The following is a 13,655-nucleotide window of genomic DNA, read 5'->3' as shown; positions in this document are numbered from 1 at the left end:
CGATGAACCCGCTGGACTTCCTCGGCCGGATCAAGGTCAAGCTCGGCATCGTGATCGTGCTGGCCGTGGGCACCGCGTTCGTGGTGAACGAGGTAGGCCTCAACTCCGGCTTCTCCCGCGAGGTGCGGATCGCGGTCGCCGTGATCCTGGCGCTGATCATGGTGCAGGTGCTGGCCATGGGCATGACCAAGCCGCTGCGCCAGATGGCCAGCGCCGCCCAGACCATCGCCAAGGGCAGCTACACGCTGCGCGTCAGCGCCACCTCGCGGGACGAGGTGGGCGAGCTGGCCAGGGCGTTCAACGCGATGGCGGCCGACCTCGGCGAGGTGGACCGGCAGCGGCGCGAGCTCGTCGCGAACGTCAGCCACGAGCTGCGCACCCCCATCACCGGCCTGCGCGCCGTCCTGGAGAACGTCGTGGACGGCGTCTCCGCGCCCGACCCCGTCACCATGCGCACCGCGCTCGCCCAGACCGAGCGGCTCGGCCGCCTCGTCGCCCAGCTCCTCGACCTGTCGCGGCTCGACTCCGGCGCGCGCCTCATCGAGGCCGAGGCCGTCGAGCTGGCGCCGCTCATCGAGCAGGCGGTGCGCGAGGCGTCGCTGGCGCGCGAGGACGTGCTGATCCGGCCGTCGGTCCCCGGCGACCTGGTGGTCCTCGCCGACCCCGACCTGCTGGCCCAGGTCCTGGCGAACCTGCTGGACAACGCCGTACGCCACAGCCCCGCCGGCGGGGTGGTGACCGTCGGTGGCGCGGCCGAGGGGGCCGGGGTGCGGATCGTCGTCTCCGACCAGGGGGCGGGCATCCCGTCCTCGGCCAGGGGGCGGGTCTTCGAACGCTTCTCGCGGCTGGATTCGGGGCGCGCGGCGGACTCGGGGGGTGCGGGGCTGGGGCTGGCCATCGTGAAGGAGATCGTCGAGTTGCACGGGGGATCCATTCGGATCGACGACTGTTCCGGCTGCCGGATGGTCGTCGACTTACCAGGGAGGACGACGATGGCGGACGTGTCGCTGGAGGCCGGTCACGGGCACGGGACGGGGGATGACGGGCGGGCGGAGCGCGGTGGCGTGGACGACGCCCGCGGCGCGGGCACCTCCGCGGACGCCGCCCCCGGGCTCGTGGCGGGGGTCGCGCCCGGGCTTGCGGCGGGGGGCGTCCCCGCACTCGGTGCCGTCGCCGCGCCGGACACGGGCCCGGCGGAGGGTGCCGGCCCGGCGAGCGGCGCTTCCGCCGGGACCCCGGCGTCGCAGACGGCGCCCGGTGACGCCCCTGTGGTTGCCCCGGCGCCGGGCGTGGCGGGGCAGCCCACCGGCGAGGGCGTCCCAGCCGGCCAGGGCATCGGGGCCGGCCAGGGCGTTCCCGTCGGCGCGGCGGCGATGTCCGGTGACATCGCCCTATCGGCTGCCGACAAGAGTGGCGCGGCGCACCTGACGCCTGGCGAAGGCGTCCCGGCCGCCGCCACCGCAGCGAGCGGCCCCCCGATCACCGGCGTCGCGCCGAGTGGCGTTGCGGCGAGTGGCGCGTTGGCAGGTGCGAGTGGCGGGGCCGTCGTCCCTGCCGGGGCGAGTGGTGTCGGACCGGGTGGGGCCGGGTTCGGCGGGCCGGGGGCGGGGGCGGGGCCGGGGATGTACGGGCCGCCGCCCCAGCCGCCCAGCCCGGCCAACAGCCTGGCCAGGATGTTGGGGGGCGGCGTCATCGGGCTGCTGGTCGGGTTCATGGTGGGCATGTTCGCCGCCGTGCTCGTCAGCGTGACCCTGGGCGACGGGATGGCCCTGCTGACGTTCGTCGGCTGCACCGCGGTCCTGGGAGCCGTGGGCGCGGCCATGGGCGCCGGTTCGGGACGCAGGGCGGCGGCCGCGGCGTACCAGGCGACGGTGCCGTACCGGAGCCAGTCGGGGCCGGTCCCGCCGTACGTGCCGCCCCCGCTGTTCCCCAGGCCCGAGCTGCCCGACCCCCCCAGATGGCTGCTGCCGGCCGCGGCGGGGGCCGGGGTGTTCGCGGCGGTGGCGCTGCCCGAGGCGCAGGTGGGGCTCGGGATCGTGCTGGTCGCGATGGTGCTGGGCGCGGCGGCGCTGCCGGCCGTGCTGCGGCGGATGACGCCGTGGACGGTGGCGTTCGGCGTGACGGCGTACTGGCTGATCTCGATGGCGGCGGTGCGCGACGCGGACTGGCTGGTCGGGATCCTGCTCGTGGCGGGGGCCGGGCTGGGCGCGCTGGCCGTCTCCGGCGCGGGCGCCGGCTGGCTGGGCGTGATCAGGGGCGGCGTGTCCGTGCTGCTGGCGCTCGGGCCCGTGCCGTGGTTCCTGGCGCAGCCGCTCAAGCGGCTGACGGCCAGGCGGCGGGTGTTGCCGATGATGGTCGCGCTGGGCATCACGGCGGTGCTGCTGCTGGTGTTCGGGCTGCTGTTCGCCTCGGCGGACGCGGTGTTCGCCTCGTACGTGGAGCGGCTGACCACCACCCCCGACTGGGCCGAGTCGGCGCCGGCGCGGATCTTCCTGTTCGCGCTGTTCGCGGTGCTGCTGGCCGCGGTCGTGCTGGTGGCGCTGCGGCCCGTGGTGGATCCCGTGGGGCCGGAGATGAAGCTCCGGGTGAGCACCAGCATCTGGGCGCTGCCCCTGTCGGCGGTGAACCTGCTGTTCGCCGCGTTCGTGGCGGTGCAGATCACGGCGCTGTTCGGCGGGAACACGCTGGTGCTGAAGACGGCCGGGCTGACCTACGCCGAGTACGCCAGGCAGGGCTTCTTCCAGCTCGTGGTGGTCAGCGTGTTCGTGCTGGCCATCGTGGCGGTGGCCGCCGGGCTGCTCAAGGTGGAGCGGCGCGAGCGCTGGCTGCTGGCCGTGCTGCTCGGCGTGCTCTGCGGGCTGACCATGGTGGTGCTGGCCTCGGCGCTGCACCGCATGAACCTCTACACCGACGCCTACGGCCTGTCCCGCCTGCGGCTGTCGGTGCAGGCCACGGTGTGGTGGCTGGGCGCGCTGTTCGCGCTGGTGCTGCTGGCGGGCGCGGCGCGGCTGACGGGCCGCGGCTCCGGCTGGCTGCCCCGTACGATCGTGCTGGTCACCGCGCTCAGCCTGGGCGCGTTCGCGCTCGTCAACCCCGATCTGCGCGTCGCGCAGACGCAGCTTGAGGTGCGCGGCCCCGCGAAGATGGACTCCGACTACCTCGGCGACCTGGGGGCGGAGGCGGTGCCCGCCCTCGACCGGCTGCCGGAGCCGCAGCGGAGCTGCGTGCTGTCGGCCGTGGTGGAGGCCAACGGGCTGGACCGCCCCGACCCGTGGAACGGCTGGAACCTGGCCCGCTCGCAGGCCCGCGACGTGCTGGCCGAGCGGCCCGTGCGCGATACGTCCGCCTGCGGTCCCAGGGCGGTCGTTCCCGTCCCTGATTAAATCCAGGAGTGACCTTCGACATAGTGATCAGCGGTGGGCGGGTGCTCGACGGCACGGGCGCCCCGCCGTACCGGGCGGACGTGGGGATCTCGGGCGACCGGGTGGCGGCCGTCGGCAGGCTCGGCGGCGCGCGGGCGGGCACGGTGATCGACGCGGCGGGCCGGCTCGTGGCGCCGGGCTTCGTGGACTGCCACGCGCACGGCGACGCGGCCGTGTTCGACGCCGGAGTGCAGCGGGCGGCGCTGCGGCAGGGGGTCACGACGTTCGTGCTGGGGCAGGACGGGCTGTCGTTCGCGCCCGGCTCCGCCGAGACCGTGGCCTACGCCTCGCGGTACTTCGCGGCGGTCAACGGCGCCCCCTGGGCGGCCCTGGCGGACGGGCCGCTGACGGTCGCCGGCCTGCTGGCCGGCTACGACAGGGCGGTGGCGGTGAACACCGCGTACCTGCTGCCGCACGGCACGATCCGCTACGACGTCATGGGCCCCTCGCCCGATCGGGCCGGGCCTGACGACGTGGCGGGCATGCTGCGCCGCGTGGAGCGCGGGCTGTCCGAGGGCGCGGTCGGGCTGTCGACCGGGCTGGAGTACCTGCCGGGCCGCTATGCCGACGCCGAGGAGCTGGCCGCCCTGTGCGAGCCACTCGGCGGCCTGCCGTACGTCACCCACATGCGCTCCTACGGCGAGCGGGCCGGCGTGGGGATGGCCGAGGTGGTGGAGATCGCCGAGCGCTCGGGCGCGGCCGTGCACGTCTCGCACCTGCACGGGCCGGCGGGCGTGCTGCTGCCGCTGGTCGAGGACGCCCTGGGCAAGGGCGTGGACCTCACCTTCGACACCTACCCCTACCTGCGCGGCAACACGATCCTGGCGATGGTCGCGCTGCCGCCGTCGGTGCCGGGCGCCGACACGGACGCCGCGCTGGAGATGATCGCCTCCGACGCGCTGGACGCGTGGTGGCCGACCCAGGCCGCGCTCTGGCCGAGGCTGACGATCTCGCACGCGCCCGGCGCGGAGTGGGCCGAGGGGCTGACGATGGTGGCCGCGGCCGAGCGGGCGGGGGCCGGGCCGGCCGCGTTCTGCCGACGCCTCCTGGCGCAGACGCGGCTGGAGGCCGGGGTCGTCATCGCCCGTCCCGACGAGGGGCCGCAGGGCGAGGAGTCCGTACGCCGGATGTTGCGCCACCCCTCCCAGACCGGCGGCTCCGACGGCATCTACGTGGGCGGCCACCCGCACCCGCGCGGCTTCGGCGCGTTCGCCAGATTCCTGGGCAGGCACGTCAGGGAGCTGGGCGACTGGACGTGGGAGCAGGCCGCGGTGCACCTGGCCGCGCATCCCGCCAGGCGCTTCGGGCTGGCGGACCGGGGGCTGCTGCGGCGCGGGTTCGCCGCCGACGTGGTGGTGTTCGACCCGGCCACGGTGGGTGACCTGGCCACCTATCCGGCGCCGCGCACGCTCGCCGAAGGGGTCGACGACGTGCTCGTGTCCGGCGTGCGCGTGCTGGCCGGCGGCGAGCTCACGGGTGCCACGCCGGGGCGCGCGCTGCGGCCCTCGTGAGCGATAAGGTCGGAGCCGGAATCAGAGGGGGTGTTGTGCCGGCGATCCTCGGCCAGTCGGTCTTCGACGGCGGGCTCGAATTTCCCGCCATGGTGGTGCACCGGGACGCGCTGGAGCACAACGTCTCGACGATGGCGGGCTTCGTCCGCGACCACGGCATGGAGCTGGCGCCCCATGCCAAGACGCACATGTCCGCCGAGATCGCCGCGAGGCAGCTCGCGGCCGGCGCGTGGGGGCTCACGGTCGCCACGCCCCGCCAGGCGGAGGCGGTCAGGGCGTTCGGGGTCGGTCGCGTCCTGGTGGCCAACCAGGTCGTCGATCCCGCCGGGCTCACCTGGGCCGCGCACGAGCTGGAGCGGGATCCGGGCTTCGAGTTCCTCAGCTTCGCCGACTCCACGACGGGGATCGACATCCTCGCCGCGCACGCCGGCTCCCGGCCGTTCCGGGTGCTGGTGGAGCTGGGGCACGAGGGCGGGCGGGCCGGCTGCAGGACGCTCGGCGCGCTGCTGGAGGTGGCCTCGTACGCGCAGGCCACGCCCGGCGTCGAGCTGGCCGGGGTGGCCGGTTACGAGGGCGGGCTGCGCACGGCCGACGAGGTGCGCAAGTACCTGGCCGCGTTGCAGGAGGCCGTCGAGCACGTCCGCGTCAAGAACCCCTACCTCACCGTGGGCGGCAGCCAGTGGTTCGACGTGATCGGCCGCGAGCTGGTCGCCACGCAGGCCAGGATCCTGCTGCGCAGCGGCGCCTACGTCACCCACGACGACGGTTACTACCGCGAGCGCACGCCGTTCAACCGCATCGACGGGGAGCTGCGCCCGGCCCTGGAGGTGTGGGCGCACGTGCTGTCGGTGCCCGAGCCGGGGTTGGCCATCGTGGGCATGGGCAAGCGTGACGCGCCGTACGACGAGGGGCTGCCGATCCCGCGCCGCGGCGGCGTCACGATCGTGAAGATGCAGGATCAGCACACCGTGGTCCGTGCCACCGGGCTCAAGCCCGGTGACCTGCTGGCGTTCGGCATCTCCCATCCCTGCACGGCGTTCGACAAGTGGCGCGTGCTGCCGCTGGTGGACCGGGACTACCGTGTCGTTGGCACGATAAGCACGAATTTCTAGGGAGATTCAGTGAAAAAGGAGCTCCGGACCACGGAGGGCGCCGCCCCCATCGGCGCCTACTCGCAGGGAATCGTCGTGGGCGACTTCGTCTACACCTCCGGCGCCGGCCCGCTCGACCCGCAGACCGGCGAGCTCGTCGGCGACGACGTGGCCGCCCAGACGCACCGCACCATGCAGAACCTCGGCGCCATCCTGGCCGCCCACGGCCTCGGCTTCGACGACGTGGTCAAGGCCACGGTGCACCTGCAGCACCTCAAGCGCGACTTCGCCGCGTTCAACGAGGTGTACAAGTCGTACTTCAACCAGCCCTACCCCGTGCGCACCACGGTGGGGTCCGACCTGATGGACATCCTGGTGGAGATCGACTTCGTCGCGTACAAGAGCGCTTAAGGTCTGCGTGTGGACAGTTCGGTGTACGTCTTCGTCGAGGACCTGCGCGGCGAGGGCGTCGAGCGGGTGCTCGACAGGGTCAGCGGTTACGGCGTGTCCGGCATCACCGTCGGCGCGGTGCACCACGCCTCCCGCGACGTCACCCCGCACGGGCTGTCCCGGCTGACGATCCGCCACGACGGGGCGCACTTCACCCCGCCGCCCGAGCTGTTCGACGGGCTCCGGCTGGCTCCCGTGCCCGGCTACGCGGACGCCTTCGACGGGCTCCGCGAGGCGTGCGCGAAACGGTCCATGAAGCTGCACGGCTGGACCGTCTTCCTGCGCAACGCCACGCTCGGCACCGAACATCCCGACGTGACCGTGCGCGACTGCTTCGGCGACCGCGGCTCGCTCACCGACCTGTGCCCCGCCCACCCCGACGTGCGTGACTACGCCGTCGCGCTGGCCAGGGCGGTGGCCAGGCTCGGGGTCGACAGCGTGGTGGCCGAGTCGCTGCACTTCAGGCCGCTCAAGCCGCAGCGCTCGTTCGTGCCGCTCGGGCCGATGGACGCCTACCTGTTCGCGCTGTGCTTCTGCGACTACTGCATGCGCCGGGCCACCGACCTGGGCGTCAACGCGGAGGTGGCGCGCGAGGAGTGCGCGCGGATCGTGGGCGGCGTCTTCGACGGCGACCCGCCGGCGCAGGGCGAGGTCACCAGGGCGGCGCTGACCGCCTACGCGGGGCCGGACGTCGTCGCCTACGCCCGCGCCCGCTCCGAGACGGTGACGACGCTGGTGTCGGAGGTGGCCTCGGCGGTCGCCGACGAGGGCTCGAAGCTGGTGTTCATCGACTCGACGGGGGCGGTCAAGGGCTACACCGACGGGCTGCCCACGCCCGGGCTGGCCGCGCACGACGCCTGGCAGCTCGGGGTGGACCTGGTGGCGCTGGGGGACCTCGTGCCCGCGTTCGGGGTGCTGGCCTACGCGCGTGACGCGGCGCGGGTGGCCGACGACGTGGGGGCCTACCTGCGCTCGGTGGGCAAGGACCGCGAGGTGCGGGCCGTGCTGCGGCCCGGCCATCCCGACAGCGACTCCGTCGACCGGCTGGTGGCCAAGGCGCGGGGGGCCAAGGCGGCCGGGGCGCTGGCGGTGGACTTCTACGCGTACGGGCTGGTGCCGCACCCCGTCCTCGACCGCATCCCGGCCGCGCTGTCGCTCTAGCCGCTCAGGAGAGGTTCTTCTGCCTGACCTGCCAGGGGCCCGAGCAGAGCCCGCAGTCCGGGCCCACGAACGCGGCCCTGGCCGCGGCGTCGCCCTTGAGCTGCCACTTCAGCCAGAGCGCCCCGACCCGGCCGAACTCGCCGCCGTTGGGCTGGGAGTAGGTGCCGAAGTGCCCGACGTCCAGGTTGCCCATGAACGCGGGCAGCCCGGCGGGCAGGCGGTTCCAGTCGTCGAGTGCGTTCTGGTAGGCGATGTCGCTGGGGCCGCCGATGAAGTAGCCGATGGGCGCGTGCAGGCGGGAGAGCTGGGCCTTGTCCAGCGCGCTCATGATGCCGCTGTTCCAGATACCAGTTGTCGTGACGCGCGGATCATCCGACACCTCGTATGCCTCCAGCCCGCCGCAGGACTGGCCCATCACCGCGATCTTCGTGGTGTCGATCCGGCCCCGGAGCCTGCTGGCGAGCCGGCTGTTCTCGGCGACGGCCCAGTCGATCGCGTCGATGAGCATGTCGGCGTCGGTGGAGCCGGTGCCCCCGGGGCGTCCGTTGGCGATGACCAGGAAGCCGTGGGAGGCCAGCTCCTTCAGGAAGAGCTCGAACCAGGTGCCGTCGGCGCGGCAGGCCCCGTTGCCCCAGGCCACGATGGGCAGGAGCACTCCCGTGGGCAGGGTGGCCGGGCGGTAGATCGTGTGGCGGGGCAGGCGCAGGGTGGTCTCGTAGTCGGCCGGATAGGGGCCTGAGCCGCCGGGGGCCGCGTGCGCGGGAGCGGCCGGCACGGTCAGGATCGCGCCGGCCATCACGATCCCGGCCCCGGCCGCGGTGACGCGTCGGATGAGCTGCCCGAGCTTCATGAATCCTCCTGGGGGTCGCTCGACTCGGTGCCGCGACCTTCGCACAGGGGATAACCGGGATCAATGGATCACGAGCATGACTGGTGATATTACCGATGCCGACCGTCATAGAAACGGTCCGCTATTAGATGCCGTCGAGAAGAGCCGAGACCGCCTCGGTGGCGAAGTCGTCGTCCACCCGCAACCCGCGGAAGACCGACCGCATCCACACGGCGCCCGCCAGCAGGTCCACGATCAGCATCGGGTCCGCCGACGCCTTCAGCTCGCCCCTGCCCACCGCGCGCTCGAAGATCTCCCGCTCCCTGGCGAACCGGTCGGCGAAGAAGCGCCGCGCGTCCAGCTCGGGATGGCGTACGGCGGCGCCGAGCGCGGCCACCGCGATGTCGCTGCCCGGAGGCTCGGTGAGCAGCCGCCTGACCCCCTCGACCAGCGCCACCAGGTCGCCGCGCAGGCTCCCCGTGTCGGGGCTGTCGAAGCCGAGCACGTCGGACTCGACCAGCGCCGCCCCCAGCAGCGCCGCCTTCGACGGCCACCACCGGTAGATCGTCGTCTTGTTGACGCCCGAGCGCTCGGCGACCCCCTCCACGGTCAGCCCGTCGTAGCCCCTCTCGGCGACCAGCCGCAACGTCGCATCGAAGATCTCCTGCTGCTTCCTCGGCGCCATGCGGCTCATTGTCTCCCGGTGAACGCCGTGAACACGCCGAGCCCGAGATAGACGACGCCGCTCACGTACCGGAGGCTCCTGGCCGCGCGGTCGAGGCGGCGGCCCAGGGCGCCGGCGGTGAGCGCGTACACGATGTCGGAGATCAGCCCCAGGAGCAGCAGCGTGCAGCCGAACACCACCACCTGGAGCGCCGGCGAGCCCGACTCCGGGCGCACGAACTGCGGCAGGAGCGCCAGGAAGAACAGCAGGGTCTTGGGGTTGAACACGTTGACCAGCACGCCTTCGAGGAACACCTTGCGCAGCGGCTGCGGCTCCGGCCGCCCCGCCGCGCCCTGCCTGCCGGTGAACGCGCGGATCCCCAGGTACACGAGGTAGGCGACGCCGGCCCACTTGATCACCGTGTAGAGCGTGGCGGACCGGGCGATCACGTACGACAGGCCCGCGGCGGCGGCCGCGATGTGCACCAGCGTCCCGATCTCGACGCCGAGCGCGCTGACGAGGCCCGCCACCCTGCCCTGGGAGAGCCCTCTGGCGGTGATGTAGAGGTGGTTCGGCCCCGGGATGACGACGAGCAAGGCCGAGGTTGTGAGGAAGAGCGCGAACGTGGCGGGAGATATCACGAAAGAGCAGCGTAGGATGGTCTTGGTATGTCGAAGAGGGCCAATTCCCCGCCGGTTTCCCGGACCAATGGGTTGTCGGTCCGCTCTGGCATAGTTTCAGGCGTGAACGGTCTTCTTGTCGGGCGATCCGCGGAGCTGGCAGGGCTGGTGCGAGTGCTGGCCGCCGCCGGCGACGGCATGGCGGGGGTTGCGCTCGTCGGCGGTGACGCCGGGATCGGCAAGACCCGGCTGATCACCGAGCTGGCCGCCGAGGCCCGCGAGCGCGGGTTCAACGTGCTGGTCGGGCAGTGTGCCGAGCTCGGTGACGCGCTGCCGTACCTGCCGCTGGCCGACGCCCTGCGCGGCGCGGAGCCGGCCGTGCGCGAGGCGGCCGCCGGCCATCCCATGCTGGGCCAGCTCCTGCCGGGCACGGAGAGCGCGCCCTCGGCCGGGCTCACCCAGCAGCGGCTGTTCGGCTCGCTGCTCGGCCTGCTCGCCGACGTGCAGCCGGTGCTGTTCGTGATCGAGGATCTGCACTGGGCCGACCGCTCCACCCGCGACCTGCTGGTCTTCCTCAGCCGCATGGTGCAGAGCGAGCGTGTCTGCGTCGTCGGCACCTACCGCACCGACGACCTGCACCGCCGCCACCCGCTGCGGTCCGTGCTGGCCGAGCTGAAGCGCCTGCCCACCGTGATGAGCGTGGAGCTGGGGCCGCTGCACCCGGGCGAGATGTCCGACTACGTCGCCACCCTGGGCGAGGTGGACGCCCAGGGGCTCGGCCTCATCGTCTCCCGCGCCGACGGCAACCCCTTCTACGCCGAGGAGCTGTACGCGGCCATGGCCGAGGGCGACAGCCTGCCCGACGGGCTGGCCAGCCTGCTCATGTCGAGGGTCGAGGTGCTGTCGGAGGCCGGGCAGCGGGTGCTGCGGGCCGCCGCCGTGGCCGGTCGCCGCGTCGAGGACGAGTTGTTGCGCGAGGTGGCCGGGCTGCCGCTGGCCGAGTTCGAGGAGGCGGTCAGGGAGATCGTCTCGCGCGGGCTGCTCAAGGTGCGGGGGCACGGCTACGCCTTCCGCCACGCGCTGCTCCAGGAGGCCGTCTACACCGACCTGCTGCCCGGCGAGCGCACCAGGCTGCACGCCGCCTTCGCCCGCCTGCTCACCTCGCCCGCGGAGCTGGCCCACCACCACCTCGCCGGTCACGACCTGGCCGGGGCGCTGGCGGCCTCCGCCGAGGCGGGCAGGCAGGCCGAGCGGGTCGGCGCGCCCGCCGAGGCCCACAGCCACTACGACCGCGCGCTCGGCCTGTGGGACCGGGTGGACGACGCCGAGCGGCTGGCCGGGGAGAGCCGCGTGGAGCTGGCCTTCCGCAGCGCCGTCATGGCCGCCGACAGCGGCGACAAGCACCGCGCCGTGGTGCAGCTCCGCGTGCTGCCGCAGACGTCCGAGGTGAGCGAGCGGCTCGCCTACTACCTGTACGAGTCGGACGACGCGGAGGGCGCGGTCGCGGCGGCCGAGCGCGCGGTGGAGAGCGCCGGCGACCAGGTGACGCTCGCCCGCGCCATGGCCACCCACGCCCGCACGCTGCTGTGGGGCCGGCGGCACCGCGAGGTCGAGGCCCGGGCCACCAAGGCGCTGGAGACCGCCCGCGCGGCCGGGGTCAGAGACGCCGAGGTGGGCGCCATGCTCACGCTGGCCACGCTGGTCGAGCTGCGCGGCGACCTGCACCAGGCCCACGAGCTGGTCGACGCGGCCATGGCCGGGCCCACCGGCGACCTGGCCATGGACCTGCGGGCTCGCTTCCACCACGCCCGCATCCACTACGAGCAGGGGCTGCTCGCGCACGCCGCGGAGGTGGCCGACGACGGCGTCCGCCTGGCGTTCGAGACCGGGCTCAAGTGGAGCACCTACGGCACCGACCTGCGGTTCCTGCGCTTCCTGATCCACTACGTGGCCGGGGAGTGGGATCAGGCGGAGGCGGTGGCGAGCGGCTTCGGCGCCAGGGTCGGCACGGTGCCGGAGGCCATCCTGTCGTCGTTCGCGCTGTTCATCGAGGTGGCGCGCGGCCTGCCGGCGGTCGAGTCGCGGCTGAGCTGGCTGCGGCCCTTCTGGTCCGATCCGCTGGCCTCGTACATGTCGAGAGGGCTGGCGGCCGAGCACGCGCTGTGGCACGGCGATCCCGCCACCGCGCTCGACCACGTACGCGCGGTCCTCGCGGGGCAGATGGACGGCGAGTCCGGCAACGTCCGGATGGCCGCCATCGGGCTGTGGGCGCTGGCCGAGCTCGGCACCACCGAGGGCGCCGACGAGCTGCGCGCCCAGTCCCGCCAGGCCGTCGAGGCCGGGCCCACGGGCGACGGCGGTCACCTCGGGCCCGAGGGGAAGGCGTGGGCGCTGCGCGTGGAGGCCGAGTGGCACCGCGTGCACGGGCGGCTCGACGTGGCGTCGTGGCGCAGGGTGGTGGAGGCGTTCGAGTTCGGGTTCGTGTACGAGGCCGCGCGGGCCCGGTGGCGCCTGGCCGAGGCGCTCCTGGCCGCGGGCGAGCGGGACGCGGCCCAGACGGAGTGGGAGCTGGCCAGGGAGGCGGCGGGCAAGCTGCGCGCCGCGCCCCTGGAGAACGCGCTGCTCGACTTCGGCCGCCGGGCCCGCTTCGGCGGTGCCGCCGGCCCCGGCGGTCAGGGCGACGGCGGGCTGACGGCGCGGGAGGTCGAGGTGCTGCGGCTGGTGGCGGAGGGGCTGACCAACCGGGAGATCGCGGAGCGGCTGTTCATCGCGCAGAAGACGGTGAGCGTGCACGTGTCCAACATCCTCGGCAAGCTCGACGTCTCCACCCGCACCCAGGCGGCGGCCGCCGCCCGCCGGCTGGGGCTGCTGGGGTAGCCGCCGGCGGGCGGGCCGGGCCGGTCTGCTGGGCCCGCTTCCGGCGGCGGGCGGAGGTCAGCCGGAGGCGCCTCCGGCGAGGATCGTGCTCACGTCGAACTTCTGCTTCAGGTAGCCGAACTCGAGCATGAGGTCCGCCACCCGCTGCACCCGCGCCGGATCCACGGCCGTGGAGAAGCCGCCGAGCTTCATCGTCGAGGCCGTCTCCTGGTCGATCTTGGTGTACTTCTGCAGCGCGGCGGTGACCTCGGCCAGGTCCGAGCGGGCCAGCTCGGTCGCCTTGCGCAGGGCCCGCTGGAACGCGGCGACGGCCTTGGGGTTCTGCTGGGCGAAGCTCTCCGTGACGAGGTAGCCGGCGATCGGGAAGTCGGCCAGCGTGCCGGTGAACAGGTCGCTGAGGGTGATCGCGCCGAGCGTCTTCGCCGCCGCCTGGTGGAACGGCTCGGGCAGGAGCGCGACGTCCACCTGGCCGCTCTCCAGCGCGCCGGCCATCTCCGGGAACGGCCGCTCGACGAACTTGACGTCCTCCGGCCGCAGCCCGGCGGGCTTGAGCAGGGCGCTCACGGAGAGGGTGGAGATGTTGTTGAGGGTGTTCACGCCGATCGTCCTGCCCCTGAGGTCGGCGATCTCGGTGATCGGCGAGTCCTTCTTCGTCATGAGCAGGAAGTTGCCGGGCTGGGCGGCGTACGCGTCGCCGACGACCTTGATCTTGACGGTGCCGCTGGCCGAGGCGAGCAGGGCGGAGACGTAGTTGCTGTGCAGGACGTCGATCTTGCCGGAGACCAGGTCGGGCATCGCCGCCGCGCCGCCCGAGATCAGCTCCGTCTGTACCTTGAGCCCTTCGGCGGCGAAATAGCCCTTGTCGATGGCGAGCTGAATGGGAGCAACCTCCGGGAGCGGCAACATCCCGATCCTGATTTCGGTCTTTTCCGGGCCATTGGATTGAGGGGCCGAATCGCCTCCTCCGCCGCAAGCGGTGACGAGCAAGGCCGCGATACAGAGGGCGGGCAGGTGCCGGAAACCTAACATG

10 protein-coding genes are annotated in these 13,655 nt (G+C 73.4%); 6 read left to right on the top strand and 4 right to left on the bottom strand.

Features of this window, described 5'->3' with window-relative positions; genetic code table 11:
* Positions 1-2: 2 nt before the first annotated feature.
* Genes HD597_RS43010 through HD597_RS42990 form a run of 5 tightly spaced genes read left to right on the top strand, consistent with a single transcriptional unit; the run spans position 3 to position 7,635 of the window.
* On the top strand, positions 3-3,383 hold the full coding sequence (locus HD597_RS43010) for a DUF4153 domain-containing protein (RefSeq protein ID WP_253751268.1): 3,381 nt from the start codon (positions 3-5) through the stop codon (positions 3,381-3,383).
* Between the two features lie 8 nt (positions 3,384-3,391).
* Positions 3,392-4,933: an N-acyl-D-amino-acid deacylase family protein gene (locus tag HD597_RS43005; RefSeq protein WP_253751265.1), complete on the top strand. Its 1,542-nt coding sequence runs from the start codon at positions 3,392-3,394 to the stop codon at positions 4,931-4,933.
* A gap of 35 nt (positions 4,934-4,968) precedes the next feature.
* Positions 4,969-6,045 (top strand): alanine racemase, encoded by a 1,077-nt coding sequence (locus tag HD597_RS43000; RefSeq protein ID WP_253751262.1) that lies wholly within the window; start codon positions 4,969-4,971, stop codon positions 6,043-6,045.
* A 9-nt stretch (positions 6,046-6,054) separates the two neighbouring features.
* On the top strand, positions 6,055-6,435 hold the full coding sequence (locus tag HD597_RS42995) for a RidA family protein (RefSeq protein WP_253751258.1): 381 nt from the start codon (positions 6,055-6,057) through the stop codon (positions 6,433-6,435).
* A 9-nt stretch (positions 6,436-6,444) separates the two neighbouring features.
* On the top strand, positions 6,445-7,635 hold the full coding sequence (locus tag HD597_RS42990; RefSeq protein WP_253751255.1) for a hypothetical protein: 1,191 nt from the start codon (positions 6,445-6,447) through the stop codon (positions 7,633-7,635).
* A 4-nt stretch (positions 7,636-7,639) separates the two neighbouring features.
* Here the strand turns inward: HD597_RS42990 and HD597_RS42985 are convergent, their stop codons facing one another.
* From HD597_RS42985 to HD597_RS42975, 3 genes are all read right to left on the bottom strand, one after another.
* Positions 7,640-8,485: a poly(ethylene terephthalate) hydrolase family protein gene (locus HD597_RS42985; protein WP_253751252.1), complete on the bottom strand. Its 846-nt coding sequence runs from the start codon at positions 8,483-8,485 to the stop codon at positions 7,640-7,642.
* A gap of 124 nt (positions 8,486-8,609) precedes the next feature.
* Entirely contained in the window at positions 8,610-9,149 is a 540-nt protein-coding gene (locus tag HD597_RS42980) for a TetR/AcrR family transcriptional regulator (protein WP_253751249.1), read from the bottom strand.
* 5 nt (positions 9,150-9,154) lie between these two features.
* A complete protein-coding gene (locus HD597_RS42975; RefSeq protein ID WP_253751246.1) occupies positions 9,155-9,724 on the bottom strand; it encodes a LysE family translocator in 570 nt (189 codons plus the stop codon).
* Between the two features lie 147 nt (positions 9,725-9,871).
* On the opposite strand from HD597_RS42975, the gene HD597_RS65180 reads away from it, so the two are divergent.
* Positions 9,872-12,625, top strand: a complete 2,754-nt coding sequence (locus HD597_RS65180) for an AAA family ATPase (protein ID WP_308210800.1) — start codon at positions 9,872-9,874, stop codon at positions 12,623-12,625.
* Positions 12,626-12,682: 57 nt separating this feature from the next.
* Here the strand turns inward: HD597_RS65180 and HD597_RS42960 are convergent, their stop codons facing one another.
* Positions 12,683-13,654, bottom strand: a complete 972-nt coding sequence (locus HD597_RS42960; RefSeq protein WP_276083171.1) for an ABC transporter substrate-binding protein — start codon at positions 13,652-13,654, stop codon at positions 12,683-12,685.
* Between the last annotated feature and the right edge of the window lies 1 nt (position 13,655).

This window comes from Nonomuraea thailandensis, assembly GCF_024172165.1.
GTDB lineage: Bacteria > Actinomycetota > Actinomycetes > Streptosporangiales > Streptosporangiaceae > Nonomuraea > Nonomuraea thailandensis.
The sequence above is the reverse complement of the archived record's forward strand: the minus strand, read 5'-3'. Positions and strand labels throughout refer to the sequence as shown.